Origin of the sequence: Pseudoduganella sp. R-43, from assembly GCF_049913255.1 — a bacterium.
In the GTDB taxonomy this organism is placed as follows: domain Bacteria; phylum Pseudomonadota; class Gammaproteobacteria; order Burkholderiales; family Burkholderiaceae_D; genus Rugamonas.
Genome location: NZ_CP183988.1, coordinates 631,578 through 656,167, shown reverse-complemented (window position 1 = coordinate 656,167; position 24,590 = coordinate 631,578). Strand labels below are relative to the sequence as shown.

The 24,590-nt window shown below is 57.4% G+C and carries 28 protein-coding genes and 1 tRNA gene; 14 read left to right on the top strand and 15 right to left on the bottom strand.

The features are described from left to right. Positions 1-22: 22 nt before the first annotated feature. Positions 23-844, top strand: coding sequence for a hypothetical protein (locus tag ACN9M3_RS03080; RefSeq protein ID WP_426320491.1), 822 nt, complete (start codon positions 23-25; stop codon positions 842-844). A 34-nt stretch (positions 845-878) separates the two neighbouring features. Here ACN9M3_RS03080 and ACN9M3_RS03075 read toward each other — a convergent pair whose 3' ends face one another. After that, the gene (locus ACN9M3_RS03075; protein WP_426320489.1) at positions 879-1,799 is read right to left on the bottom strand and encodes an RES family NAD+ phosphorylase; all 921 of its coding nucleotides are present in this window, start codon (positions 1,797-1,799) and stop codon (positions 879-881) included. 398 nt (positions 1,800-2,197) lie between these two features. Between ACN9M3_RS03075 and ACN9M3_RS03070 the strand changes: the two genes are divergently transcribed. Then, positions 2,198-2,416: a DNA-binding protein gene (locus ACN9M3_RS03070; RefSeq protein ID WP_426320487.1), complete on the top strand. Its 219-nt coding sequence runs from the start codon at positions 2,198-2,200 to the stop codon at positions 2,414-2,416. Then, on the top strand, positions 2,413-3,249 hold the full coding sequence (locus ACN9M3_RS03065) for a plasmid recombination protein (RefSeq protein WP_426320485.1): 837 nt from the start codon (positions 2,413-2,415) through the stop codon (positions 3,247-3,249). The genes ACN9M3_RS03070 and ACN9M3_RS03065 overlap by 4 nt, the downstream gene beginning before the upstream one ends. Before the next feature lie 90 nt (positions 3,250-3,339). Here the strand turns inward: ACN9M3_RS03065 and ACN9M3_RS03060 are convergent, their stop codons facing one another. Further along, on the bottom strand, positions 3,340-3,600 hold the full coding sequence (locus ACN9M3_RS03060; RefSeq protein WP_426320483.1) for a helix-turn-helix domain-containing protein: 261 nt from the start codon (positions 3,598-3,600) through the stop codon (positions 3,340-3,342). A 78-nt stretch (positions 3,601-3,678) separates the two neighbouring features. On the opposite strand from ACN9M3_RS03060, the gene ACN9M3_RS03055 reads away from it, so the two are divergent. The 5 genes from ACN9M3_RS03055 (at position 3,679) to ACN9M3_RS03035 (ending at position 8,656) form a co-directional block, all read left to right on the top strand. Further along, a complete protein-coding gene (locus tag ACN9M3_RS03055) occupies positions 3,679-4,548 on the top strand; it encodes a hypothetical protein (protein WP_426320481.1) in 870 nt (289 codons plus the stop codon). A gap of 475 nt (positions 4,549-5,023) precedes the next feature. Further along, positions 5,024-6,130 carry an FRG domain-containing protein gene (locus tag ACN9M3_RS03050; RefSeq protein WP_426320479.1) on the top strand — a complete coding sequence of 369 codons (1,107 nt, stop codon included), beginning with the start codon at positions 5,024-5,026 and terminating at the stop codon, positions 6,128-6,130. A gap of 503 nt (positions 6,131-6,633) precedes the next feature. Beyond that, complete coding sequence (locus tag ACN9M3_RS03045) at positions 6,634-7,230, top strand: hypothetical protein (RefSeq protein WP_426320477.1); 597 nt, start codon at positions 6,634-6,636, stop codon at positions 7,228-7,230. A gap of 392 nt (positions 7,231-7,622) precedes the next feature. Continuing rightward, positions 7,623-8,156 carry a Panacea domain-containing protein gene (locus tag ACN9M3_RS03040; RefSeq protein WP_426320475.1) on the top strand — a complete coding sequence of 178 codons (534 nt, stop codon included), beginning with the start codon at positions 7,623-7,625 and terminating at the stop codon, positions 8,154-8,156. An 11-nt stretch (positions 8,157-8,167) separates the two neighbouring features. Further along, positions 8,168-8,656 carry a hypothetical protein gene (locus ACN9M3_RS03035; protein ID WP_426320473.1) on the top strand — a complete coding sequence of 163 codons (489 nt, stop codon included), beginning with the start codon at positions 8,168-8,170 and terminating at the stop codon, positions 8,654-8,656. Here the strand turns inward: ACN9M3_RS03035 and ACN9M3_RS03030 are convergent. The 8 genes from ACN9M3_RS03030 to petA all read right to left on the bottom strand — a co-directional run bounded on the left by ACN9M3_RS03030 (position 8,650) and on the right by petA (position 15,305). Then, positions 8,650-10,329: a hypothetical protein gene (locus ACN9M3_RS03030; protein WP_426320472.1), complete on the bottom strand. Its 1,680-nt coding sequence runs from the start codon at positions 10,327-10,329 to the stop codon at positions 8,650-8,652. The two genes, ACN9M3_RS03035 and ACN9M3_RS03030, sit on opposite strands and share 7 nt — an antisense overlap. 42 nt (positions 10,330-10,371) lie before the next feature. Then, entirely contained in the window at positions 10,372-10,839 is a 468-nt protein-coding gene (locus ACN9M3_RS03025) for a hypothetical protein (RefSeq protein ID WP_426320470.1), read from the bottom strand. 277 nt (positions 10,840-11,116) lie between these two features. Continuing rightward, positions 11,117-11,192: transfer RNA gene (locus ACN9M3_RS03020), tRNA-Thr, on the bottom strand. Positions 11,193-11,218: 26 nt separating this feature from the next. Then, positions 11,219-11,704: a ClpXP protease specificity-enhancing factor gene (locus tag ACN9M3_RS03015; RefSeq protein ID WP_426167434.1), complete on the bottom strand. Its 486-nt coding sequence runs from the start codon at positions 11,702-11,704 to the stop codon at positions 11,219-11,221. A gap of 52 nt (positions 11,705-11,756) precedes the next feature. Next, entirely contained in the window at positions 11,757-12,368 is a 612-nt protein-coding gene (locus tag ACN9M3_RS03010) for a glutathione S-transferase N-terminal domain-containing protein (protein WP_426320468.1), read from the bottom strand. 112 nt (positions 12,369-12,480) lie between these two features. Continuing rightward, positions 12,481-13,245 carry a cytochrome c1 gene (locus ACN9M3_RS03005; protein ID WP_426167431.1) on the bottom strand — a complete coding sequence of 255 codons (765 nt, stop codon included), beginning with the start codon at positions 13,243-13,245 and terminating at the stop codon, positions 12,481-12,483. A gap of 35 nt (positions 13,246-13,280) precedes the next feature. After that, positions 13,281-14,693, bottom strand: a complete 1,413-nt coding sequence (locus ACN9M3_RS03000; protein ID WP_426167429.1) for a cytochrome b — start codon at positions 14,691-14,693, stop codon at positions 13,281-13,283. Between the two features lie 3 nt (positions 14,694-14,696). Continuing rightward, positions 14,697-15,305, bottom strand: a complete 609-nt coding sequence (petA, locus tag ACN9M3_RS02995; protein ID WP_426167427.1) for a ubiquinol-cytochrome c reductase iron-sulfur subunit — start codon at positions 15,303-15,305, stop codon at positions 14,697-14,699. Between the two features lie 200 nt (positions 15,306-15,505). On the opposite strand from petA, the gene mscL reads away from it, so the two are divergent. From mscL to ACN9M3_RS02975, 4 genes are read left to right on the top strand one after another with little or no spacing between them, the layout of a single operon-like run. Further along, entirely contained in the window at positions 15,506-15,931 is a 426-nt protein-coding gene (mscL, locus tag ACN9M3_RS02990; protein WP_426320465.1) for a large conductance mechanosensitive channel protein MscL, read from the top strand. A 31-nt stretch (positions 15,932-15,962) separates the two neighbouring features. Next, positions 15,963-17,096, top strand: coding sequence for a Do family serine endopeptidase (locus ACN9M3_RS02985; protein ID WP_426320463.1), 1,134 nt, complete (start codon positions 15,963-15,965; stop codon positions 17,094-17,096). Position 17,097: 1 nt separating this feature from the next. Further along, positions 17,098-17,793 (top strand): DUF2461 domain-containing protein, encoded by a 696-nt coding sequence (locus ACN9M3_RS02980; RefSeq protein ID WP_426167421.1) that lies wholly within the window; start codon positions 17,098-17,100, stop codon positions 17,791-17,793. Further along, positions 17,790-18,866 (top strand): tartrate dehydrogenase, encoded by a 1,077-nt coding sequence (locus tag ACN9M3_RS02975; RefSeq protein WP_426320461.1) that lies wholly within the window; start codon positions 17,790-17,792, stop codon positions 18,864-18,866. The genes ACN9M3_RS02980 and ACN9M3_RS02975 overlap by 4 nt, the downstream gene beginning before the upstream one ends. Here ACN9M3_RS02975 and ACN9M3_RS02970 read toward each other — a convergent pair. Continuing rightward, positions 18,863-19,621, bottom strand: coding sequence for a LytR/AlgR family response regulator transcription factor (locus tag ACN9M3_RS02970; protein ID WP_426320459.1), 759 nt, complete (start codon positions 19,619-19,621; stop codon positions 18,863-18,865). The genes ACN9M3_RS02975 and ACN9M3_RS02970 overlap by 4 nt on opposite strands. Next, a complete protein-coding gene (locus ACN9M3_RS02965) occupies positions 19,618-20,634 on the bottom strand; it encodes a sensor histidine kinase (RefSeq protein ID WP_426320457.1) in 1,017 nt (338 codons plus the stop codon). Before ACN9M3_RS02965 ends, ACN9M3_RS02970 begins: the two co-directional genes overlap by 4 nt. Before the next feature lie 211 nt (positions 20,635-20,845). Here ACN9M3_RS02965 and ACN9M3_RS02960 point away from each other — a divergent pair, with 211 nt between their 5' ends. After that, positions 20,846-21,043 carry a hypothetical protein gene (locus tag ACN9M3_RS02960; RefSeq protein ID WP_426167413.1) on the top strand — a complete coding sequence of 66 codons (198 nt, stop codon included), beginning with the start codon at positions 20,846-20,848 and terminating at the stop codon, positions 21,041-21,043. 34 nt (positions 21,044-21,077) lie between these two features. Next, entirely contained in the window at positions 21,078-21,836 is a 759-nt protein-coding gene (locus ACN9M3_RS02955) for a GIN domain-containing protein (RefSeq protein WP_426320455.1), read from the top strand. Positions 21,837-21,869: 33 nt separating this feature from the next. Here ACN9M3_RS02955 and ACN9M3_RS02950 read toward each other — a convergent pair whose 3' ends face one another. From ACN9M3_RS02950 to ACN9M3_RS02940, 3 genes are read right to left on the bottom strand one after another with little or no spacing between them, the layout of a single operon-like run. Next, entirely contained in the window at positions 21,870-22,664 is a 795-nt protein-coding gene (locus ACN9M3_RS02950; protein WP_426320453.1) for a tetratricopeptide repeat protein, read from the bottom strand. Positions 22,665-22,673: 9 nt separating this feature from the next. Next, a complete protein-coding gene (locus ACN9M3_RS02945) occupies positions 22,674-23,609 on the bottom strand; it encodes a type II secretion system F family protein (protein WP_426320451.1) in 936 nt (311 codons plus the stop codon). Continuing rightward, positions 23,606-24,583 carry a type II secretion system F family protein gene (locus ACN9M3_RS02940; RefSeq protein WP_426167405.1) on the bottom strand — a complete coding sequence of 326 codons (978 nt, stop codon included), beginning with the start codon at positions 24,581-24,583 and terminating at the stop codon, positions 23,606-23,608. The genes ACN9M3_RS02945 and ACN9M3_RS02940 overlap by 4 nt, the downstream gene beginning before the upstream one ends. Positions 24,584-24,590 lie beyond the last annotated feature (7 nt).

Here is a 24,590-nt window from a genome sequence, read left to right as displayed (position 1 = left end):
TGCGACTGTCCGGTGCACTGCAATGCAAGCGGTGTCTTTTCATGTTGTGACTGACGAAGGTGATCGCATTCAGCATATTGAATGCACCCACGAATTGCCGCTAACTATAGGCATGCTGCAACAGATAATGGATAGAGGCGAAGCATGCCTGTCCAGTCTCAATGCGTTGCATTCATCAGGTGCTTGGCGTACTCACGTTCAGTCCAGCCCAGAGAGCCTGAGAATTTCGGCAGACAATTTTCGAATCGACGGCGAAAAGCTACGTGCCCTACCTGATGCCCTTGCTGGGCTGACAACGATTCCTAGCGTAGGTTTTCCTCTCGGTGGCCTTGATATCAACCAGGAACCTGACAACGGCGCCCTGTTTGTCGCCCTCGGAAGTTTTGCTCGAGCACATGATTGGCCAACTGCATCATGGCGCGAAGTTGTTTCCGCTGCGATTTCCGATCTGAACTCCTGGGACGGAAGCGTCCTTAAAACGCTTGCCGCTGGTCCCGCGTCGTTAAAGCAAACAATGACGAGGCAGAAAAATGAATCTTCCTCATGCCTGACCACAAAGGAAATCGACGACCTTTTCGGGCATCTAGCCGAATTCGATCTTGCGAAGGCTATGACTGACAACGCCGTCTGGACGCAAGGCGCGAAGGTCTCAAAGGGAACGCGCGGTGGGCGACACAAGAATCTTTGGAATCCTGTCGCGTTGGCGGCGGCTTTACATGAGCGGCTACCCAATTCGAAGAGAAAAAGTCTCAGCGCGATCTTTGAAAGGCAACCACTGCTTGAGCCCTGGCGCGAGACGTGGTCCCAATTTGGACCGGACGCCAACCAAATCGGCGCGCCTTAAATCCATCTTCGGTATGTCCTGCTTGGTTTATTGATTAATCCGGGTTCAAAAAGCGAAATGGTCCCTCGCCGTTTTTTCGCCCATCAATTAAATCGCGCTCTCGCAAGGTTAGGTTGAATAGGTTGAGCTCTTTGAGATTACCTGCTTGCCTCCAGACAAACTCGTGCTTGTCGTCGATGGCGGTTGCGGTATGCAGGAGCGTATAGTTATATCGATTCGGTCTATGTGAACTCCCCTTATGCACCTTGTTTATTCGAACATGCTGACAACAAATGATGCGAGTATGGGACTCAAAAATTGACGGGATAAGAGCCACGTTAACCCCGGACGCATCCTCAAAACTTCGATATGTCAGGCCACGCGAGTCTGCTTGCTCAAGTGCGAGCTCAGCCAAAATTCGGGTCGTTAGATAGTCTTTACTCTCTGATTTTGACTGAGCAAGCAAGCTAGACAATAGTCCGTCAATGTAGACGAGTCGCCTTGCGCCATCGCGTCCTCTTTCGGCGATCAATCTGCGAATGGTTTTTTTCGGATCAATTCCGTGCATTTGCGTATGCCCAGTTTGCGCAACATGCTTTAGCTCGCCCAAAACACACAAGCGTAGATACTTATTAGGAGCTCGCGTGAAGCAAAACCATTGGACATAGTCTCCTGGTTGCACTCGAAGTTCTGCGAGAACTGTATTGACGCTTCTGGCACAGTAGACCATCGGCGAGCCCGCGTCGTTCATTCTATTTATTCTCGCCATCGTTGGCGGCGCATACGTGATACGCGAAACCGGGCGGAATGGCTCACTTTCCGCGAAGACGCCCCTCCAATAATGTTCACCCTGCCCTTGCTCGAAGCTCAAAATACTTGCTTCTTTGAGCAGTAACTGTAAATGCGATTTAATTTCGTCCCTATTAGTAGAACGCGTAATAGCGTAAAAGTGGTCATTGCAGTCGTTGAGGGTCATTGCCATGCCTTTCACGCGTGCGACGAGACAGATGCTTCATAAGTGAAGTAGTGTGAAGTTCGGCAAAAACTCGGCACCTAAGATTACGCAGTTGCCATTTGCCTCAAAGATACTGGGCGCCTCTCTTCGGATTGACTATTGGCCGTTTCGGGACCAAAGGGGACTCTAACTTATCTGACATCCAGTGTCAGATCGAATTTGCGCGAAATGCATTTCATACTGATTACGGAAAGCAAAACTTCTACTTTGATATCCTGATTTGCCGGACTCAGTTGCCGGAATACATCCTGGCGAGAATCGCTTTCCCTTTAGATAAAGGCTTTTGATTGCCGGCGCAGAGCCCGGCAATACACCGGCAATTTTCACTAAGCCCTCCAAATCAACACAGAGGCTTAGAAATGCAAAATCAGGAACACCTTGGCACACTCGTAAACGAACGTCGCGCCGTGCTGGACACTAACGAGGCAGCCTTTCACCTCGGGCGCAAACCGCAGACGCTGCGCAAATGGGCCAGCCGCGAAGACGGTCCGATCAGGCCGCTACGCATTCATGGGCGCCTCGCCTGGCGGGTGGACGACATCAAGCGCGTAGTCGGCCTGCATGTGGAAATCAAATGAACATGCGTGCCAACATGACCACCGCAACAGTGGCGAGCGACATGCACTTCTTGGCGGTTAAGCCGCTGAGCAAGAAAAGCACAACTGCGCTGGAAAATTCGACAGTGATTCTGACCACGTTGCGCCATAACTTAAGGGAGATGTACGCAGACGGCCGTATTCAGCCGAAATCCGACATCGACCTCGACCGGAGCAATTCGAACGTTATCTTGATGGGTGCCAGCACTGCATCCGAAGGAAGCATAATGGCAGAGACCTTAATGCTGGAGGCGGGCATTGCTCAACCAAGGAAGAATGCGACCATGGGTATTGAGCTGGTGGTAAGCCTCCCGGCGTCCCTAAAAATCGATCAAACCGCATATTTCGAAAGTGCGGCACTCTGGGCAAAAGAATATTTCAACGTTCCTCTGCTGAGCGCTGTGGTCCATCTAGACCAAGAAAACCCTCATGCCCACATCGTTCTGCTCCCGCTCAAGGAGGGAAGACTGGCAGGCTCCGCCTTGCTCGGAAACCGCTCCTCCACGAAGGCAATGCATGCTAGCTTTCATGAGAACGTGGGGAAGAAGTTTGGTATGAATACGCCTGGCAAGAAGCGTAAGCTGACACTCGGCAAACGGCGCCAACAGTTAGATCTGGTCGCGCGCAAGCTGCGTCAGAAGTACCAGCTGTCTCAACCGATAATTTCTGTGCTCCTAAAACCCCACCTAAATGACCCTGCAAGCATTTTTGCAGCGTTGGATTGCCAGGAAGCTTGGAAGCCCAGCAAGCATTCGTTTGTCGAAATCATGACGCGCCCATGCAAAGTCGAGCGTGAGCGATTCGTAGTTCAATAAATCCTAATAGGAGATTCATGCCAGAAGGAAAAGTTACGACAAGCATCCCCTGAAAATCTCCTATGCTCTGTTAGGAGATTTTCTTGGTTTTCAACGAAAGTGACCCACTCCGCCGCTCCTCCACCAGTGTAACCCGCCCATGAACACGTCCGGGCGCAAGTCGAGTGCGTTCAGCCAGTCAGCGAGCTCAACTACATCGAGCCTACGGTCCAGTGCTTCGATTTTCGCCACGTACGATTGCTGCTTGCCCAAGCGCTTAGCCAGTTCAACCTGAGTTACGCCGCAGTCCGTGCGCGCCTCAACCAGTTTCGCGATCAGCTCGGCATAGTGCGGGCGGTGGATGGATTTCATCCCCGGATGGGAACATCCACAGAGATTTATCCCAAAATGGGATAATTCTCAGTTTATTTTGTAGGGGATGGAAAGGTCATGCTCATCGAATATTGCTGCTTGGTTGAAGGATCTGAAACACTCCATTTGATAAGGCCACAGGAAAATGGGGCCAATGACAATCAATATGTATTCATTTTCGAGGGGATCAGTGATCGGGCTGTCCTTTGCCTTATCGGAGACTGGGAGTTTGAATCAGTCATGCATTGCTTCGAAGCGGCCGGGACCTACTTGACCGAACCAGCTGGCCCATCGCGGAAAACGTTCTCCGTCGGATCACTGGCGCGCGCGGGCAGCTCGGAAGAGGGCTTTGCTGTTGGTGCGAAAGTTGCTATCGAGAAAGCAACATCAAGGACAAACGACAGTACGGGGCGCTTTACTCTCACGATTGCAGACGACGCACAAACCCCATTCATTCAAGCACGCCGTTGGAAAGGTATTGACGATAGAACCTTCCGCATCAATCGTACTGACGTCGAGTTCGAAAGGATTGGTCGACTGTTCGGCCGCCTTGAATCGGCAACATTTGATGTCATATTCGAGACCACCACCCGTTCGTGGTTCCTTCCGTCCTTCCTAATTACGCCAAGCGAGCACCACACCTTTCTGGGGGCGTTGGCGCTGGAAAGCCAATTGCGCGGCTGCATATCCCACATCAATGAAATTTGCCCATCTGGATTTTCTTCGATCTGGACAACTGCACTCTCCGAGCTTCAATCCTTCGAATCGGCAAAGTGCGTGTGCTGCGATGGATATTTCGCCCGCAATATTGGGGAAAAATGGAAGAAAAAATGCATAGGTTGCTTTTATGGAAATCCCCCGACCTCACACACCGAGGAGGAGATCGCGAATGCCAGCATCGTAAAGCCATGGCTTCTCACCCTCAAGGATTTTTGCGACGAATCCTGAAACGCAACTTGATGAATGAGGGGGGGTATCAAAAGTCAAAACGACCAGGGAACCGTACCGGAGCCTTCCCGTCAGCTCATAAACGTGGACAAAAAAAGTTATTCAGTTTAAGTCCATGGTGTGGGTTTGCTCGCTGAATTGTCCCAGTCGGACTGACCAGCCGTCCACTGCCGGGCAAACGCTGCAACGACGTCGCATGAACTGGCAAACCCCAACGTCGTTAGGTCTTCAAACTACGTCTTTGCTTTTGAGGCTTGCTGGCCGCAGCTTTGAGTCAAGCAGATACCTGCACCGAGCATTTGTTTAATTTGCTGTACGAACGCCGCTTCGCATAGTGTGCTCAGTGGCTCAGATAGTTGAATCTTGGGGATTCGCTCTATCCGGGCGCTGGTCATGCACAATGTGAACAATCGCTTGTCGACTTCGCACCCATAAAGTCTTGTAAAATCGCCCAAAATATTACTGAGGGAAATTCATGTTGCTTCCACTGCAGGCGATTGGTTCGATTCAAACATCACATGGGGAACCTCAGGCCTTATTCTGCAGGGACGTGGATCGGCCGGACGAAGCCATGATCCAGTGGGCTCCGCTGGAAGGCCAGCCCGGTGAAGGCGTACTTGTGAAGTTGATCGCGACAAAGAAGGATACTTTCGCGCTTAGGCCAATTACTTTTTTCCTGTCAGATCAAGGCGGAGGGTTGTATGCACCTGCAAATTTGCCGAATTATGATGAGCTGACTAAGTATGTGGGTGAACTTCATCTGAAAGGTAACTCGTTGGTCGGAAACTGGGCCGGGGCAGGAACTGGCGGACGTATGCGATTTGAAATTCCGTCAAAGCCTGGGCGCGTCAAAGCGATGCGCTTGAAAAACTGGCAGGCGTTTAAGGTGTGGGCCAGCCAGACCAGAGAAACTGGCGAGTTTGTCGATTTTCGAGGTCATGGTAGCAATCAGTTCACGCTCTCAACTTCGCTGCACCGGATCGGTCGTACACGATCTGAGCGGTTTTGTTTTGAGACAATCCCTGAGTTCCGTGCACACGCCGAAGCGATACTAGACACCAAGTTTAGTCAAGGAAATGCGGATGACCTTTCCACTGTTCTCGCGTTGGCCCAGCACCATGGCCTTCCTACTCCGCTGCTCGACTGGACTGCATCACCTTATGTTGCTGCGTTCTTTGCCTTCGCTGATGCAGTCGAGAATCGCGGATCCCGACCGGATGATACCCATGTCCGAATTTATGCCCTAAGTAAAGCTGTAGCTAGTACAGCTGCGCCAACTGTCGTCATAACTTCCCCAGCCCCACATATTAGCCATCTCAGCATTGGTCCATGGAAGAATCCTCGACTTCTTGCGCAACAGGGACGTTTCACCGTCTCGAACGTAGCGGACATGGAACACATGCTTTGCATGATCCAAAAGAAAACAGGCGTATCTTTGGTTTCGGCTGTAGATGTGCCAATTAGCGAGGCAACAGCAGCGTTGTCAGACTTGAAATTCATGGGCTTGTCGGCAGCTACCATGTTCCCTGGCTTAGATGGCCTGTGTCGGATGATGAGACACGCGATGGCATTGAGGAAGTAGCTTTTCAGAGGGGCCGCCCCTGATGGGTGTCACTACAGCTTTGTGAACCAGACGTATACGGTAAATATGTTGGGACGATTCGGCCAGCGATGATACGTTCCAGTCCGCCACCTGCGCAATCTTCAAAAGCGGGCCCGGTGCTAGAAGCGCGCTGCATGATTTTTTCGGCGTTAATCGCAATTGCACGGCGGCTGCGGCCCCCTTAGATATCCCAGGAGCACAGCGAGCACATGGATCACCCCGAGTACGGGAACACTATGAGCACGCAAAGTTTTAATAAACCCCATGAAAATCAATTGCTTACAAGTTTTTCGTGCGCGGAATCATGTAAATTCACCTCAAAAACGTCCTTGTATATTGACGCAATTGGACTAAAGCAATGACTATCTTAACTAGTTGAGTACTCTGCAAATGTGGTGCTCAATGACGGTTTGCTGAGTTCTGGCCAGTGGGGCACACTGTGCAGCAACAGAGTCAATCATGAGGTCCAAATGGTGAACGGAATGCAGGCGACCGCCAAGCGCATGAAGATGGCGGATCGGGCTCAACAGCAAATGGATATCCACTTTCCGAACATGCCGGCAGCCTGGGTGTGGCGACGGAAGACGAATGACGGTTATACGACAGTTCCTCGGACGCTACCTATTGCGATGCAGGCAATCGATGCACAGACAAAGGGGCAACCAGCAGGGCACACGTTGTTTTGCTTGTGGGCACGCTCACCGGATCATCCACTAATCACTATAGAGAATCCGGCTACTTTTGCGAGCGAAGCAGGTTTCGTCGGTGAGCGAGCGGTCGATACATGGCGTCGACGGATGAAACAGTTGCGAGAGTTATGGTTTATCCAAACAAAGAGTGGTCCGACAGGGGAATTTCATTATGTACTGTTGTTGAACCCAAACGCGGCCATGGAGTGGATGCGCACAGCCGGAAAGATGCAGGACGGCTTGTATGCCCGGTTCATTGATCGTGTAATCGAGGTTGGGGCTCACAGTGAGATCGAAGCAATTCGTGCGCACTGGAAGCAACAGCGTGAGGTTCAAGCGGCGACTGAAGCAGCAAAGAATACAGTAGAGGTGACGACGAAAGTCGCGTAAATACGGAGGCGAATATGTTCAACAGGAGAAATTGCGGCATCTGATGCCTGCTTGCCCATCAGGTGCCAACAAATAGAAACCCCCAACCGGCTCAGCTCTCAACCCGAGGCCATGTCAGGGGTGTGGTAAGCGTGATTCACATACTGGGCTTGGCTACCGACCTTGCCCAGTTCCGTTAGCGTAGCCTTCGTTCCCTATGTTGGCAAGAGCAGCGCAAACGGTGACTCTTGCGGCGGAAGTCAGAATACTGTATATTTAAACAGTATTGACAATGATATGATTGGTCGCATATTTATAGCTATGAAGGGCATTCTGATGTATCATCTGATTCGCCCCTCTCTTTGAATTTCTTATTAGCAACTTATGTAGGCTCCACTCTTAGTGGAGGAATTATGCCGGTTACTGCCCATAGGTTTAACTCTCGCAAGGTATTGGAAGCTATTGTTTACATAGCTTCGAAGACTCCTGCGCCGGGCTTTCATAAGATCTCAAAGATTTTCTATTTTGCTGATAAGTTGCACCTTGAGCGATACGGTTCAATGTTTAGTGGCGACACATACATCGCGATGGATAACGGACCAGTCCCTTCTCATATCTACGATTTCATGAAGTACGCTGGCGGCAAAAATGTGGCGCTTCCGTTCGCATCGGAAAAAGTGAAGGCCGCACTGAAGGAATCTTTGGGAGTGAGTGGGTACCATGTGAGTGCTAAGCGCGCCCCTGATTGTGATTACCTCAGCGACTCTGAAATCGCATGCCTTGATGAGATCATTGCGAGTCATGGTCGTAAAACGTTCGGTCAGCTTACAGATGAGAGCCACGATTCTGCTTGGGGCTCAGTTGCACAAGATGCGCCAATTCCGCCTTCGGAAATTATCAAGACTTTACCTAGCTCTGGCGAACTGCTGGATCACTATTTCAAGTAAGGTCACTTCAATTGAACTTGGGCAACGCGTTTCCGCCGGAGTATTTGCGCAAGCAAATTGAGCAATGCTTGGTTCCGGGAGCTGTCCTATATTTGGAAGTTCGCTTCCCTGAAGTAACTAAGAATAAATTTCTCGTGCTTGTGGCAACTCCCAATGACGGGGATGATGACTGCTTCAACTTCATTGTTAACTCCGCAGTCAATCCTTACATAACGCACCGCCAAGAGCTGAGTGTGTGCCAGGTTACGATGGACGTTGCTAACCATGACTTCCTGGCTTACGACTCTCACATCGCATGTAACGAGATCCTTTCAATTTCTAAACGGGAAATCGTTGGCGCCTTGATGAATGACTTCGGTCGTTATAAAGGGAAGATCTCGGTTGATGTTAAGGACAACATCCTCGCGGCGGTCAAGCATGCTGTCACCCTCGACAAAATTCAAAAGCGCGAAATTATTGCCGGACTTGAGGCCCAGTATCCACTAGATTTTGATCATTGAAGTGCTGCGCGCAATGCATTGTCAAGTTCGTCTCCGAAGACTTCGAGATCGGCACGGAGCACATGGTCCTGGTCATCAAAGCATTGCTGGAGGATTCGAAGATAGTCAGGTCGATCCTTGATCTCGTAAGGTTCAATAAGGTGGTCGCGCATCGACTTCGCCAGGTGCGTAAGATGTGGGCATTGTTCAATACTCCGCAAGGCATTTAGCGTTAGGCGAAGCAAATCACATTTGAGCCGCTTGGATACATGCATGGCCAATAGGATTGGCCGTAGAACTAGGCCAATAGCTTTTGCGGCTTCAAACGAAATGTAGATGTGATTGCCTTCGAGTTGATTACCGTGATATACAACTTCTGGATTTGCCAAAGCCTCGGCATCCCTTATCCAGACGACGGTAGTGTCTACAATTTCGTATAGCAAGAACGCCAGTGGCGTTGGGAACTCGCGGTTTTCATCTTCGGGCCGAACTTCGCGAGCGCGGTCAACTAGACGGCTCGCAAAATGTGGCATGTAATGCAACCACAAATGGTCGGCAACACGTTGATGTAACCCCTCCAAGACCATGATCCGGAAAAAGAAGATGCTCGCATAGATCGGATCATGGTGCTTTCCGACTTCATCAAAGGTGAGCAAGCGTCCATTCAATTTTGTCTGGAGTGTGTCGTCAGCATCAATGACAGCAAGCGCCGCCTCTCCGACTGATCTGTAAACTCCAAGGCGAGCTGCCATTTGAACATCAGCGCAGTAGAACTGTAGGAGACGATTCTCATCGGGCAGTGCCAGACGGTTTCCATTGTCACCAGTGTTTTCGTTGTTCTTGAGTTCGGTATAAAGGACGCTGGAATCATTCGCCAACAGAGCATTGAAGTATTCGTCCTGAAAGCCGTCTGCCACATAACTTGCGCGCTCCATAACTTCGATGCAGAGGTATGGTCGAGCAATGGCTAAATGGCGTGTGAAGCTTCGTGAACCAAGCAAACGCTTTACAACGATGGCCGCGCGGCGCTGTACTCGCTCAGATGGGCCGATGGAATCGGCAAGCCATTCGCAAAAGCTGAACCAACTGCGTCGAAGCGAGCTTGTTGGTGCATCCGCACCCAAAGAAATTGTGCCATTGTCGTTGAACACGACCTTGAAGGTAGGGCGCTCCGGGCGAATTGTCTTTGCCAAACGGCCACGAACGCCGTCCTGAGTCGCTAAATTGAGCGCGGATACGAGATGTCGCTGAAGCAATTCGGCAAGTTCTTCGTGCTTCCCGGCGTGCAAAAGCGACGTAGACAACTCATCAAAAAGTCCGAGATTCCAACGCGTCAGCTTAGTTCTACGTGACCGCCAATAGACAAAAGTAGCCAGGAGCAGGAAAAGTAGATATTGCGTCGCGCTCTTGTCGAAGCCCCAAAGCCAAGGCCCCAGAATAGGAAAACCAAGTGAAAACAGTACCGGCTCGAAGAATAAGCCATGAATGATCAGCAAAGCAGTCCAGATAACGAACCAGTCAAATGTGTTGAGGCTTAGCCGAAAGCTGAGCCTGGCAGTACTTGGTACCAAGGCCCAAACTGCGGCGATCAAGCCCAGCATGGTAAGTAGCGCGCTGGTGTCGATGCCCGCAGGGTTCATAGAGTAGTTGGATAGTAGAAAAAGCAGAAGTGGATCACCCTGGTCATTGTTCAAGCATGAAGACCAATACCTGGTTGAGAGCGCCTCAAGTTGGAATCAATCTTCGTGGACCGAATAGATTTTTGGATCATGCCGTTCGTGGTGAACATGCTTGAATGCTTCCGATACGCTGCTGAGTCTGGCCTTTGAAGGCTCAGTGAGCCGGGCGCTTATATTGAAGTACGGATATGTGCCTCGAATCTCAGGATGAAGTGCTGCCGCTACCTCAACATCGGATTCCGATACGTATCGTCCACCCCATTTTTCAATGATGTGCTTTAGCGGCATTGTTTTAGTGGTGGCGCCTTTTATCTTCTTCTGAGCATCAAGCCATTGGTAGGCGATCCTGATGCAATCATGATGCTCGTGGTTGGGCGACGCGAGACTATATTTCGTGGTGCGCTTGGCTTGGTCGATTTCACTATCTGATAGCACGGTTTTTTCCCTTCTATCTTGTTGGCTTATCGTGAATGTGGCAGCAGGCACGGGGGTGCATATCGTGACTCTAACCCATCCATAAGGCATTGTCAGGTCCTCGCTAGGTCGTAATCAGGCGACAGTGTCCAGCCTGCTGGGGGAAGCCCAGGTGAGGGGCGGGTGTGCCTAACGGAGCATCCTCGCTCCCTCGCCTTCCTTGATAAGGTCACTGAGGAGTATTTCGGCTCGGCTCTGGCTTATGTGACGGCGGTCGAGATTATCGAAAGCGGGTTACAGGAGGGTTACACGAAAGATTGATGAAGGAAAAAATGAAAAAGGGCTACGTGCGGTTTGCACGTAGCCCTTTGTTTTTACTGATAAATTCTGGTGCCGGCTGCAGGACTCGAACCCGCCACCTGATGATTACAAATCAACTGCTCTACCTGATGAGCTAAGCCGGCTGTAAAACTTCCGCCGCGATTATACGCTATTTAATGCGAGTCAGGGTTGGACGGCCACCTTTCTTTGGTGGCTCGCCGCCATCGTCCGGTCCATTATCGTCTTCGCTGCGCGGCGCAGGGGCGCTTGGCACGGAAGACAGGGTCGGCGCTGGCGCAACTTCTTCGACCGCTGCAGGCATTTTCGGTGCTGGCGCCTGGCCCAGCAGCGGTTCAAACGCCATGCCCTGGCCGTTTTCGTTGGCGTAGATCGCCATCACGTTATTGACCGGCACGTAGATCTCGCGCGACACGCCGCCGAAGCGGGCGTGGAAGTGGATCGCGTCGTTGTCCATCTTCAGGCCGGAGGTGGCGCCGAAGCTGATGTTCAGGACGATTTCGCCCTTCCTGACGTATTCCATCGGGACCTGGGTTGCTGCGTCGACCTTGACTGCCAGGTAGGGGGTATAGCCGCAATCGGTGCACCATTCGTAGATGGCGCGCAGCATATAGGGCTTGGTGGAGATTTCTGCCATGTTCAAACTATAAGTTGCGGCGCGCTCCATGGGCGCGCCGCAGGGGCCGCAATTAGCGACGCATTACTTTCTCGGACGGAGTCAGCGCTTCGATGTAGGCAGGGCGCGAGAAGATACGCTCGGCGTACTTCATCAGCGGCGCTGCGGTCTTCGACAGCTCGATGCCGTAGTGGTCCAGGCGCCACAGCAGCGGAGCCACGGCCACGTCCAGCATGGAGAACTCGTCGCCCAGCATGTACTTGTTCTTCAGGAACAGCGGAGCCAGGGTGGTCAGGCGGTCGCGGATTTCTGCGCGGGCCTTGTCGTGGCTCCTGTCGCTCGCCTTGTTGCGCTCGCTTTCCAGCGTGTGCACGTGAACGAACAGTTCCTTCTCGAAGTTGAACAGCATCAGGCGGGCACGGGCGCGCATCAGCGGGTCTGCCGGCATCAGCTGCGGGTGTGGGAAGCGCTCGTCGATGTACTCATTGATGATGTTCGATTCGTACAAAATCAATTCGCGCTCGACCAGGATCGGTACCTGGCCATACGGGTTCATGGTCGAAATATCTTCCGGCTTGTTGAACAGGTCAACATCGCGCACTTCAAAGTCCATGCCCTTTTCGAACAGGACCAGGCGGCAGCGCTGGGAGAATGGGCAGGTAGTGCCCGAATAGAGAACCATCATTTTCCTAGTTCCTTAGAAACAAAGGGGGCGAGACCGCGAACGGTTCACCCCAGTTGGGCCGCCTGACGTATCAGGCGGCGCAAACACGCGCCGGAAAATCCGGCGCACGCAATTATTTGACTTCTTTCCAGTACGACGCGTTGAGGCGCCATGCCAGGGTAGCGAAGATAGTCATGAAGATCAGGACCCATACGCCCAGTTGCTTGCGCTTCTGGGCGGCCGGCTCGGCCATCCACTCCATGTAGCCAACGATGTCGGCCACGGCGGTGTCGTATTCCAGCTTGCTCATGCTGCCCTTCGTGACTTGCTCGAAGCCCACGAACTTGTGCATCTTCTTGCCGTGCTCGTGTGGATCTTCCACTTCTTCGAACTTGGCGGACTGGACGCCCTGCAGCTCCCACAGCACGTGTGGCATGGCCGCATTCGGCAGCACCATGTTGTTGAAGCCGGTTGGGCGGGTGTCGTCCTTGTAGAAGGTACGCAGGTAGGTGTACAGGTAATCGCTGCCGGTGTTCGACGGCGTTGCCTTGGCGCGGGCGATCACGGACAGGTCAGGCGGCACGGTGCCGAACCAGACTTTGGCGTCCTTGGCCGGCATGGCGGTGGTCATCATTTCGCCCACTTTTTCGCCGGTGAACAGCAGGTTGTTCTTGATCTGCTCTTCGGTCAGGCCCAGGTCGCGCAGGCGGTTGAAGCGCATGGACGACGCATTGTGGCAGTTCAGGCAGTAATTCACGAACAGCTTGGCGCCGTTTTGCAGGGCGGCCATGTTGTGCGAGCGGTCCGGGGCCTTTTCCAGGGGGAAGCCGCCTTCGTTGGCGAAGGCCAGCGCTGGTACCAGGGCCAGGAGGGCCAGCAGTTTCTTCGAAAAGATCATTTATTAGTCCTTTGCTTAGCGTTCTGGTCGTCCGATTAGTGCGCGTGGAACACAACGCGGTCCGGCACCTTCTTGAACGTACCCATCGCGCTCCACCACGGCATCAGCAGGAAGAAGCTGAAGTAGTACAGGGTCGCAATCTGAGCGATGATCGTGCCGACTGGGCTTGGCGGCTGGGTGCCCAGGTAGCCCAGGGCTACGAAGGCGATGGCCAGGCCGGCGTACACATATTTGTGCCAGTCAGGACGGTAACGAATCGATTTCACCGGCGAATGGTCCAGCCATGGCAGGAACGCCAGGATCACCACGGAACCGCCGAAGAACACCACGCCCCAGAACTTCGCATCCAGCGCGCCTGGCAGCATGCCGACGATCATCAGCAGCGCGATCACGCTGACGGCGATCTTGACCATGCCCGACAGCTTGGACTTCATCCACAGGAAGGCGGTGTAGGCAGCGATGCCCACCATCAGCACCCACAGGAAGTCCGAGGTGGTGGCGCGCAGCACCGAGTAGAAGGCGGTGAAGTACCAGGTCGGAGCAATGTGCGGCGGGGTCTTCATCGAATCGCCCGGCAGGAAGTTGTTGTACTCCAGGAAGTAGCCGCCCATCTCAGGCGCGAAGAACACCACAGCCGAGAAGATGGTCAGGAACACGGACACGCCGAACAGGTCGTGCACGGTGTAGTACGGGTGCGATGGGATCGAATCGACTGGGTGGCCGTCCGGGCCCAGGTTTTCTTTCACTTCGATGCCGTCCGGGTTGGACGAGCCGACTTCGTGCAGTGCAATCAGGTGCGCAGCCACCAGGCCCAGCAGGACCAGCGGAATCGCGATCACGTGGAAGGCGAAGAAGCGGTTCAGGGTCGCGTCGGACACCACGTAGTCACCGCGAATCCACAGCGACAGGTCAGGGCCGATCAGCGGAATCGCGCCGAACAGGTTGACGATCACCTGGGCGCCCCAGTACGACATCTGGCCCCATGGCAGCAGGTAGCCGAAGAACGCTTCGGCCATCAGGCACAGGAAGATGGCGAAACCGAACAGCCAGATCAGTTCACGTGGCTTGCGGTAGGAACCGTACATCAGGCCGCGGGTCATGTGCAGGTACACGATGATGAAGAAGGCCGAGGCGCCGGTCGAGTGCATATAACGCACCAGCCAGCCCCATGGAACTTCGCGCATGATGTATTCAACCGATGCGAAGGCCAGGCCGGCGTCCGGCTTGTAGTGCATGGTCAGGAAGATGCCGGTGACGATCTGCAGCACCAGGACCAGCATGGCCAGGGAACCGAAGATGTACCAGAAGTTGAAGTTTTTCGGGGCGTAGTATTTGCCCCACTGGTCGTTCCACAGCTTGGTGGCAGGGAAGCGGTCGTCGACCCAGCCCATCAGCTTCTTGGCTGCAGGTGCGTCGGCAGGGAATTTGGTTTCCTTGAATGCGGCCATGAATTATGCCTCGCCTTTCTCGTCTTTACCGATGATCAGCTTGTTGTCGCCCAGGTACATATGGCGCGGCACTTGCAGGTTGTCCGGAGCAGGCTTGTTCTTGAATACACGGCCAGCCAGGTCGAAGGTCGAGCCGTGGCATGGGCACAGGAAGCCGCCGAGCCAGTTATCCGGCAGCGAAGGCTGTGCGCCTGGGGTGAATTTCGACGATGGGGAGCAGCCCAGGTGGGAGCAGATGCCCACGGCCACCAGGATTTCCGGCTTGATCGAGCGATGCGGATTGCGGGCGTATTCCGGCGTCAGGTCGTCGGGGGTACGCTCGGATTTTGGATCGGCCAGTTCAGCTTCGTCTTTCGCCAGCGTTGCCACCATTTCGGGGGTACGCTTGAGGATCCAGACTGGCTTGCCGCGCCATTCGACAGTTTTCATTTCGCCCGGCTGCAGCGTAGAGATGTCCACTTCCACCGGTGCACCAGCTGCCTTCGCGCGCTCGGACGGCTGGAACGTGCTTACCAGGGCGCCAGTTGCACCCAAACCGACCACACCACCTGCCGCACACGTTGCGACGAGGAGACCGCGACGGCTCGAATCGACCTGCTTCTCGTTACTCATACAAACCCCAATCAGTCAAAAATCCAAAATCTTTATTGTTAACAAAGCTTCTAGCAACCTTAAATTATAAAGGAGTGATGTTGCGATTTAAAGCAAAACCTTGCAATTAGCTAATCCATCCCAATGTTGCGCCTCTTGCGTGTTCCATGAATTTGCAGCAAAGTTGATACAAATCCATAAATTTTTGGAAGGAATATGTTATGGGAACGATGCAAGAATTTAAAGAATTTGCAATGAAAGGCAATGTCATCGACCTGGCGGTCGGTGTCATCATCGGCGCCGCCTTCGGCAAAATCGTCGATTCCCTGGTAACCGACGTCATCATGCCTCCGATCGGGATGCTGTTGGGCGGCCTCGATTTCGCGAACTATTACATTCCTCTCAACGGACAGGCGCACAACTTGGCCCTGGCTGAAGCGAAAAAACTGGGCGCGGTGATCGCCTACGGCAATTTCTTCACCATCCTGCTGAACTTCATCATCCTGGCCTTCGTGATCTTCCAGATGGTACGCCTGGTCGCCAAGCTGCGCCGCGCCGAAGCGCCGGCTGCCGCACCGGCAGAACCTGCACCACCTTCAGAAGATATCGTGCTGCTGCGCGAAATTCGCGATTCTTTGCGAAAATAGGAGTTAACTCCCATTTTGTAGCAATACCGCCATGCGAAGACTCTGGTTATTGTTTGCACAAACGGTGACCATCGCATTGGCACTGTACTTTGTATACACGGCCGTGCAGCGGCCGGCCGTGCTCCCCAAGCCCGTGCCGACTGCCGCGCACACGGCAATCCTGGCCGACGCCAGCGCCCCGCCTTCTCCGGGATCGTACCGGGCCGCTGCCAGCCGCGCCATGCCGGCCGTGGTCAATATCCTGACTACCAAGGCAGTGCGCAAGCGCCATCCGCTGTCGCGCGATCCCTTCTTCAAGCGCTTCTTCGGCGACCGCGACGAGGAGGATGACCAGAACAGCCTTGGTTCCGGCGTCATCGTCAGCCCGCAGGGCTATATCCTGACCAACTACCACGTGGTGGAAGCGGCCGACGAGATCCAGGTGGTGCTGCCGGACGGCCGCAAGGCTGCCGCCAAGATGGTGGGCACCGACCCGGAAACCGACCTGGCCGTGGTGCGCATCGAGTTGGACAAGCTGCCGGTGGTCGCGCTGGGCCAGGTGGAACAGGCCAAGGTGGGCGACGTGGTGCTGGCCATCGGCAATCCATTCGGGGTCGGCCAGACCGTCACCATGGGCATCATCTCTGCCCTGGGCCGCAACAACCTGCACATTAATCACTTCGAAAACTTCATCCAGACCGACGCCGCCATCAACTTCGGCAATTCCGGCGGCGCCCTGATCGATACCCAGGGCAACCTGCTGGGGATTAACTCGGCCATTTACTCCCAGACCGGGGGTTCGGTCGGCATCGGCTTCGCGATCCCGGTCAGCACGGCGCGTTCGGTGCTCGATGCCATCATCAAGGATGGCCACGTGGTGCGCGGCTGGATCGGCGTCGAATCGCAGGAAATCACGCCGGAACTGGCGCACAGCTTCGGCCTGGCGCGCGATTCGGGCGCCATCATCGCCGGCGTGGTGCGCAACGGACCGGCCGACAAGGCCGGCATGAAGCCGGGCGACATCCTGCTGTCGGTGGACGGCAAGCCGGTCAAGGACACCAATGAAATGCTGAACCTGATCGCCCAGCTCTCGCCGGGCGGCCAGTCGACCATGCGCATCCTGCGCAAGAGCCGCGAAAGCGAACTCCAACTCACCGTGGGCAAACGCCCCCCAGCCAAAAAATAATATGCATCTGCGCGACCTGACCCGCTACCTGACGGAACTCTCCGACAACAACAACCGCCCGTGGTTTGTGATGAACAAGCCGCGCTACGACATCCTGCGCGAGGAATTCCTGGAGCTGGTGACGCAGGTGATCGCGGAGCTGGGCAAGTTCGATGCCCAGGTCAAGTTCTGTAATCCGAAGAAAGCCATGTTCCGCATCAACCGCGACGTGCGCTTCGCCCACGACAAGAGCCCGTACAAGACGCACTTCTCGGCCGCGATCGCGCCGAACGACATGCGCCGCCCCAGCATGGCGGGCGGCCCGACCTGGTATTTCCAGATCAGCCCCGACGGCGTGCTGGGCATCGGTGCCGGCGAGTACATCCCGCCGCCGCACCGCCTCAAGGCGCTGCGCAACCACATGGTCAACGACGCCAAGGGCTTCAAGAAAGCGCTGGCCAACAAGGCCCTGAAGGCGCGCTACGGCTCGATTACCGAAGAGCACAAGTTGCAACGCCCGCCGAAAGGCTTCGATCCGGAGCACGAACACATCGAGTTCATCAAGCTGAAAAGCTTCTTCGTCTACCAGGAAGTGAAGCTGCCGCTGAACAAGCCGGACGAGCTGCTGGGCATGATCGTGGGCGCTTTCAAGGATGCCTGGCCGCTGGTGCAGTGGATGCGCTCAGCCCCTGTCGAAGAGGAGGCCGACGCAGCATGAGCACCCATCGCATCGCAGTCATCGCCGGCGACGGCATCGGCAAGGAAGTGATGCCCGAAGGCTTGCGCACCCTGCAGGCCGCCGCAGCCAGGTTTGGCCTGCCGCTGGAATTCACCACCTTCGAATGGGCCAACTGCGACTATTACATGCAGCACGGCCAGATGATGCCGGCCGACTGGTTCGACCAGCTCAAAGGCTTCGATGCGATCTACTTCGGCGCGGTCGGCTGGCCGGATGCGGTTCCCGACCATATCTCCCTGTGGGGCTCCCTGATCAAGTTCCGCCGCGAATTCGACCAGTACGTGAACCTGCGCCCGGTGCGCCTGATGCCCGGCGTGCCCTGCCCGCTGGCCGGGAAGAAGCCGGGGGATATCGATTTCTACGTGGTGCGCGAGAACACGGAGGGTGAGTATTCCTCCGTCGGCGGGCGCCTGTTCGAGCACACCGAACGCGAGGTCGTACTGCAGGAAGCCGTCTTCACCCGCAAGGGCGTCGACCGCATCCTGCAGTTCGCCTTCGACCTGGCGCAGTCGCGCCCGAAGAAGCACTTGACCTCGGCCACCAAGTCGAACGGCATTGCCATCAGCATGCCGTACTGGGACGAGCGCGTGAAAGCCATGTCGGCCAACTACCCGGACGTGCGCTGGGACCAGTACCACGTCGACATCCTCGCGGCGCGTTTCGTGCTGAGCCCCGAGCGTTTCGACGTGGTGGTGGCATCCAACCTGTTCGGCGACATCCTGAGCGACCTTGGCCCGGCCTGCGCCGGCACCATTGGCATCGCACCATCGGCCAACCTGAACCCGGAGCGCACCCTGCCCTCGCTGTTCGAGCCGGTGCATGGTTCGGCGCCGGATATCTACGGCAAGAATATCGCCAACCCGGTCGCCATGATCTGGTCCGGCGCCATGATGCTGGATTTCCTCGGCAACGGCGACGCCCGCTATACGCAGGCGCACGACGCCATCATGCATGCGATCGAAACCGTACTGGTCCAGGGCCCGCGCACGCCGGACATGGGCGGCAGCGCCTCCACCACCGAGATGGGCGCGGCTATCGCCGCCCTGGTTTAGGCGCCCAGCAAGGCCTTCACAGCCGGCAGGTAGCGTTCGCTGACCGGCACGCGGTCGCCGCAGCGCAGGACCAGTTGGCTGGCGCCCTCGGCGTCGCGCTCCAGCGACGCCACCTCACCTACCCGCACCAGCGCACGCCGGTGCACGCGCAGGAAACTGGCCGGGTCCAGGTGCTGCTCCAGCCGCGCCAGCGGCACCCGGTGCAGCACGCGCCGTTGCGGCAAGCGCAGCTCCACGTAATTGCCAGCCGCCTCGATCCACAGCACTTCCGCCACCTGCACGCATTCGATGCGGCCGACCGAGCGCACATTCAGTTGCTGCAGGTATGCCTGCGCCGTCGGCTCGGCGAAGGCGCGCATCGCGCGCGCATAGGCCGCACGCTGGCGTTGCTCCAGCATGGCGGCAGCGCGCTCCAGCGCCTGCGCCAGGCGCTGGTCGTCGAACGGCTTGAGCAGGTAGTCCAGCGCATGCACTTCAAAGGCCTCGATGGCGTGCTCGTTATAAGCCGTGGCGAATATCACCAGCGGCGGTTCTTCGCGCCGGGCCAGCTCGCGTGCCAGTGCCAGGCCGGTTTCCTGCGGCATCTGGATATCGAGGAAGACCACATCCACCGAATGAGCGTCCAGTGCCGCCCGTGCGGCGGCGGCGCTCGCGCATTCGGCAACCAGTTCCCAGCCCGCATGCGGCGCGAGGCCGTAGCGCAGGTTGATACGGCCTGGCTCTTCGTCGTCGACGATCAGGGCACGGATCTTCATGAGGCGAAATACATCGGCATGTTGATTTCAGCGACAAAGCGGCCATCCGCCCGCTCGGTGCGCAGGCCGGCCCCGCTGCCACACGCAATGCGCAAGCGGGCCTCGATATTGCGCAAGCCCATTCCCATGCCGGGATTGGGCTCCACCTCGCGCACCGAATTGCTGATAACGATATGCAGCATGCCGCCCTGCTCTGAAAAACGCAGCGCGATATCACTTTCGCCGTCATGGCAGTCAAGGTCATGCCGCAGCGCATTCTCGACCAGGGGCTGCAGCAACAAGGGCGGGCAATCGGCGGCCAGCACGGCGCCGCTATCGCCTTCGATCGATACGCGCAGTCGTCCGCCGTAGCGCATCGATTGCAGCGCCAGGTAATCGCGCACGAACTGCAATTCTTCCGCCAGCGTGACCCAGTCGCGCGAGCTTGCCGCCTGGGCGTAGCGCAGCAGGCCGCTCAGGCGGCTGATGGCGCTCAGGGTTGCGCCTTTATCGTCCATGCGTACCAGCGCGCTGACGGCGTTCAGGGCGTTGAACAGGAAGTGCGGCTCCAGTTGCCCGCGCAGAGCGGCCAGGCGCTGCTGCTCCAGCTCCAGGCGCAGGGTCAGGTTGTCGGTCTCGCGCGCCCGCTGGATCTGCCAGATGCGGAGGCCGGCCACGGTAACGAAGGTGAAGGTAGTCCAGGTCAGCTCGAGGAAGATGGCGAACCAGCTCCTTTCCTGCTGCAGGGAGACGAACAGGCACTCCAATGGCAGGAACAGGATCAGCACCAGCAGATAGGTGCGCACTACCCCTCGCGCACTGGCCAGCGACTTCGGCCATCGCTCCAGGACGATATACAGCACGGCGCTGAACACCACCATCAGGGCGTGTGCACTGCCCCAGTCGCGCAGCAGCTCCACATAGGAGGGGTTGGCGCCGCGCTGCAGCAGCGAGCCATAAGAGGAGGCGGCGCCGGTCAGGCAGACGACGCTCCATGCCAGCACGCAGATGCCGAGGATACGTAGGAAATGCAAGGTTCTCATGGCTGGACAGTATACCGGCCCTTTTCATAGGTGCCGACAGCCCCCGTCACACGGGCGTCCGCCTTCGTCACACCGGCTTTCCTGCATTTCAGGTCGCCATTTCTGCATTTCGTCGCAGACCGGTAGTGCTGGACACCGCACATATCTATAGTTCAATCAACGAAACGCGAAATGAACTTAACCCAACCGAATGGAGAGCAAAATGAACATCGCCAAAAACATGGAATACATCTTCCTCGCAGCAGTTGCCGTGATCAGCGCAACCGGCTTCGCCACCGCCGCCACCCCGCTGAAGCACAGCGCTCCGGCAGCCGTCGTGGCAAAGGCCGAAGCCAAGGCAATGCCCGTGGTGACCGTCACCGCCAAGCGCCTGACCGCTGCTGAAAAAGCTGCACTGTAATTCGAACGCAATCGAAACTTCACGGAGCCCCGACATGAAAAAGCTTTTCACCGCCACGATGATGACCGCAATGATGTTCGCCGCTGGCGGCGCCCGCGCGGACGAGATCATCACCGAAGCGCGCACTGTCGACGGCCGCCCTGTGAAAGTAGTGCTGGATGGCGTGGTAGACCTGAAGCTGAAGCAAGGCGCACCGGCACTGGTGCTGTCCGGCGACAAGCGCTACCTGCAAAAGATTACGGTGACGCAGAACGGCGACACCATCCGCATCGGTACCGAAAACATGCGCGGCATCCAGATCGGCCCGCGCAACCTGAAAGCGGAACTGACATTGCCGCAGCTGCGCGAACTGGTTTCCGCCGGCGTGGGCTCGGCTGAAGTGAAGGGATTCGACGGCGATGAAGTTCGCCTCTCCCTGGAAGGCGCCGGCGCCGTGAACATGGCCTCGCGCTTCAAGAAAGTCGACGCACGCCTGACCGGCGTGGGCAGCATAACCGTCAGCGATACCCAGGCTGACGTGGTGGACCTGAACCTGAAAGGCGCCGGCCAGATCGCGATCTCCGGCCAGAGCAAGCAGCTTTACGCAAAACTGGGCGGCATCGGCAGCCTCGATGCGAAGCAGCTGCAAAGCGAGAGCGTGGATGCCGACATGACCGGCCTTGGCAGCGCCACCTTCAACGCCAGGACTTCCGCCAACCTGCGCCTCTCCGGCATGGGTTCGGCAACGGTGTACGGCAAGCCGGCCAACCGCCAGTCCACCGCACGCGGCCTGGGCAGCGTGTCCTGGAACTGACGCCAAAGTTTCCCTACCAACTCGTGAGTTGTTTCACGGTGCTTGCCGCCCGCTAACCCCGGGCGGCTTTTTTATTGCGGCATCCTTGCCGAGCACGATGCGCAGTTGCGGCTCGCCGTTGCCGCGTATTTCGACCCGCGTCTCTTCCACGTTGAAGGGAATGGTGTTCGTCAGGCGCACCACCTGCATCCCTTCCGCCCGCAAGCGCTGCGCGACCACTGCCGCCATGCCGCGAATGCCGTTGCCGTTGCTGACTTCCAGCCGCGTGGGCGCGTTTGGCGCCGGTGCCGGCGGCGGCGCCTTGTCTTCCACTCGCGCGACTTCGACCAGCCCGGCGCTGACTTGCCGCACCTCGACATGCGCCATGCCCGCCGGCCAAAGGCCGCTGCCGGGCGTGCTTCCGGACGCGGCCTGCGTGCCGGCGCCAGGCTCGCTCGCAGCTTCGCGCAACAGCCGTGCATGGCGCATTGCCTCCAGCGCGCGGCCGCTGTCGCCGGTCGCTTCCAGCAGCGCCGCCAGCCGTTCCCAGGCAACCGGGCTGGATGGCGCCATCAGGCAGGCACGTTCCAGTGCGGCACGCGCCTCCTCCAGGTGCCCGCCCAGGTAGTAGGCGTAGCCAAGGTCGCCAAGCAGGGCCGCGCCAGGCGTACGCCGCGCACGCTGTTCCAGCAACGCAATGGCCTCTTCATAGCGGCCATCCCTGGCCAGCGCAGCCGGCGCCGGCGCAGCAGCCGGCGTGGCCGCCACGATGGCGGGGGGCGGCGGCAGCACCGGCATGCTGCAGGCCGCCACCATCCCCACACAGGCAGCAATGATCGTCTTACGCATGGCAAGCTCCTAACGCGCGCTGTGCGCCACAGGATGGAATACGGCTTTCATCTGAATCGATGCGGGCCCCAGCAACACGATCATCAGCGCCGGAAAAATGCAGAAGATCAGCGGGAACAGCAGCTTGAGCGCGACCTTGGCGGCCGCCTCCTGCGCCACCACGGCCCGTTTGCGGCGCAGGTTGTCGGCGTGCACGCGCAGGGAATCGCCCATGCTGGTGCCGAAGCGCTCGGCCTGAACCAGCATCGCCACCAGCGCATCGACATCTTCCACGCCGCTGCGCAGGGCCAGGTTGCGCAGCGCGCGCTCCTTGGAAAAGCCGGAGCGCATTTCCATCAGCACCAGCTGCAGCTCCTGTGCCAGCGGCAGGCTCTTGATGTGGATTTCGCCCGCAACTTTTGCCAGCGCGCGTTCCATGCTCAGGCCCGCCTCGACGCAGATGGTCAGCAAGTCCAGCGCATCGGGCAGGCTTTCGAAGATATCGCGCTGGCGCAGTTCGGCGCGGCGCGCCAGCACGCCGTTTGGCAGGTAGTAGCCGATGGCCGCACTGGCAAACAATGCCAGCAGCAGGTTGCCGCTACGTCCCCCCAGGCTTGCCACCAGCGCAGGCAAGGCCAATGCCAGCAAGGTCTTGGCGGCAAAGTACAGTTTTGGTGCAGCGGGATGGCGCCAGCCGGCATTCATGAAGCGCGTGCGCAGCGCCGACTGTTCCCAGCCATCTTCGGGCAGCGACAGGCGGCTGAACGGCTCCGCCACGCGCGCCACTTTTTCGATCCACTCGCCCTGGCCGGGCGCAGGCGTCGTTTCGCTGGCGCCGGTGAAGGATTTCAGGCGCTCGCGCAGCGGCACGCCGGACAGGGCCAGCATGGCCCACAGCGCCAGGCCTGCCACCACGGCAAACACCAGCAGCAGGAACAGGATGCCAGGCAGGTCGGCGCCGCTCATACGCGCACCCTGATCACCTGGCGCATCCATACCATGCCTACCACCATGGCGCATGCCCCGTACCACAGCATGCGCTGCCCGTTCGGGTCCTGCCACAGCACCGAGCTGTATTTCGGATTGGTCACCTGCATCGCGGCCATCAGGCCAAGCGGCATCAAGGTCAGGACCCAGGCCGACATGCGGCCTTCCGCCGACATCACGCGCACTTGCGCCAGCAGTTGCAGGCGCGCGCGCGTCATGCGCGACACATTGTCCAGCAGCTCGGCCAGGTTGCCGCCGGATTCGCGCTGAATCAGCACCGCGATCACCAGGTAGCGCAAATCGGTCAGCGGCACGCGGGCAGCCAGGTTGTGCAGGGCGTCCTGCATGGTGACGCCGAAATTCACCTCCTCGTAAGTGACGCGGAATTCGCCGCCGAGCGGATCGGCCACTTCGTCGCCCGCCATCTGCATCACGTTGGCAAAGGAATGGCCGGCACGCAGGCCGCGCGCGAGGAAGTCGGCCATTTCCGGCAGTTGCGACTCGATGCGGCGTATGCGTGCGGCGCGCGCGCGCAGCAGCGCCACGCACGGCGCTGCCAGGAACAGCAGGCCGACAATGGCCGATGGCAGCGGCGGCATGTGCAAGGCGGCAGGCGCCAGCAAGCCTGCCAGCGCGGCGGCGCCCTGGACCTGCAGCAGGCGCGCCACCTGCCAACGCAGGCCGGATTGCAGCAGCAGCCGGTCCAGCGCGCCGATGTGCGGGATGCGCCGCAGCAGTGCATCAAGCCCCGGCGAGTTCGCGTAGCGGCGCTCCTTGAGGATGCTGATGCCGCCGCCCGCGCCCTCGGTGCGGCCCGACATCAACCGCAGGCGGCGCGCGATGCGCTGCGCACTGTTGCCGTGCGTGCTGCTCCACCACAGCCAGACACCCTCGCACAGGCAGATCACGGCGGCGAACAGCAGCACGGAAAATGCAGTCCAGGCGAAATCCATGACCGCC

Excerpts from the sequence above, each read along its gene's own strand:
- ACN9M3_RS03080 (WP_426320491.1), top strand. The coding sequence starts at position 23 with ATGCAAGCGGTGTCTTTTCATGTTGTGACTGACGAAGGTGATCGCATT.
- ACN9M3_RS03075 (WP_426320489.1), bottom strand. The coding sequence starts at position 1,799 with ATGACCCTCAACGACTGCAATGACCACTTTTACGCTATTACGCGTTCT.
- ACN9M3_RS03070 (WP_426320487.1), top strand. The coding sequence starts at position 2,198 with ATGCAAAATCAGGAACACCTTGGCACACTCGTAAACGAACGTCGCGCC.
- ACN9M3_RS03065 (WP_426320485.1), top strand. The coding sequence starts at position 2,413 with ATGAACATGCGTGCCAACATGACCACCGCAACAGTGGCGAGCGACATG.
- ACN9M3_RS03060 (WP_426320483.1), bottom strand. The coding sequence starts at position 3,600 with ATGAAATCCATCCACCGCCCGCACTATGCCGAGCTGATCGCGAAACTG.
- ACN9M3_RS03055 (WP_426320481.1), top strand. The coding sequence starts at position 3,679 with ATGCTCATCGAATATTGCTGCTTGGTTGAAGGATCTGAAACACTCCAT.
- ACN9M3_RS03050 (WP_426320479.1), top strand. The coding sequence starts at position 5,024 with ATGTTGCTTCCACTGCAGGCGATTGGTTCGATTCAAACATCACATGGG.
- ACN9M3_RS03045 (WP_426320477.1), top strand. The coding sequence starts at position 6,634 with ATGCAGGCGACCGCCAAGCGCATGAAGATGGCGGATCGGGCTCAACAG.
- ACN9M3_RS03040 (WP_426320475.1), top strand. The coding sequence starts at position 7,623 with ATGCCGGTTACTGCCCATAGGTTTAACTCTCGCAAGGTATTGGAAGCT.
- ACN9M3_RS03025 (WP_426320470.1), bottom strand. The coding sequence starts at position 10,839 with ATGCCTTATGGATGGGTTAGAGTCACGATATGCACCCCCGTGCCTGCT.
- ACN9M3_RS03015 (WP_426167434.1), bottom strand. The coding sequence starts at position 11,704 with ATGGCAGAAATCTCCACCAAGCCCTATATGCTGCGCGCCATCTACGAA.
- ACN9M3_RS03010 (WP_426320468.1), bottom strand. The coding sequence starts at position 12,368 with ATGATGGTTCTCTATTCGGGCACTACCTGCCCATTCTCCCAGCGCTGC.
- ACN9M3_RS03005 (WP_426167431.1), bottom strand. The coding sequence starts at position 13,245 with ATGATCTTTTCGAAGAAACTGCTGGCCCTCCTGGCCCTGGTACCAGCG.
- ACN9M3_RS03000 (WP_426167429.1), bottom strand. The coding sequence starts at position 14,693 with ATGGCCGCATTCAAGGAAACCAAATTCCCTGCCGACGCACCTGCAGCC.
- petA (WP_426167427.1), bottom strand. The coding sequence starts at position 15,305 with ATGAGTAACGAGAAGCAGGTCGATTCGAGCCGTCGCGGTCTCCTCGTC.
- mscL (WP_426320465.1), top strand. The coding sequence starts at position 15,506 with ATGGGAACGATGCAAGAATTTAAAGAATTTGCAATGAAAGGCAATGTC.
- ACN9M3_RS02985 (WP_426320463.1), top strand. The coding sequence starts at position 15,963 with ATGCGAAGACTCTGGTTATTGTTTGCACAAACGGTGACCATCGCATTG.
- ACN9M3_RS02980 (WP_426167421.1), top strand. The coding sequence starts at position 17,098 with ATGCATCTGCGCGACCTGACCCGCTACCTGACGGAACTCTCCGACAAC.
- ACN9M3_RS02975 (WP_426320461.1), top strand. The coding sequence starts at position 17,790 with ATGAGCACCCATCGCATCGCAGTCATCGCCGGCGACGGCATCGGCAAG.
- ACN9M3_RS02970 (WP_426320459.1), bottom strand. The coding sequence starts at position 19,621 with ATGAAGATCCGTGCCCTGATCGTCGACGACGAAGAGCCAGGCCGTATC.
- ACN9M3_RS02960 (WP_426167413.1), top strand. The coding sequence starts at position 20,846 with ATGAACATCGCCAAAAACATGGAATACATCTTCCTCGCAGCAGTTGCC.
- ACN9M3_RS02955 (WP_426320455.1), top strand. The coding sequence starts at position 21,078 with ATGAAAAAGCTTTTCACCGCCACGATGATGACCGCAATGATGTTCGCC.
- ACN9M3_RS02950 (WP_426320453.1), bottom strand. The coding sequence starts at position 22,664 with ATGCGTAAGACGATCATTGCTGCCTGTGTGGGGATGGTGGCGGCCTGC.
- ACN9M3_RS02945 (WP_426320451.1), bottom strand. The coding sequence starts at position 23,609 with ATGAGCGGCGCCGACCTGCCTGGCATCCTGTTCCTGCTGCTGGTGTTT.
- ACN9M3_RS02940 (WP_426167405.1), bottom strand. The coding sequence starts at position 24,583 with ATGGATTTCGCCTGGACTGCATTTTCCGTGCTGCTGTTCGCCGCCGTG.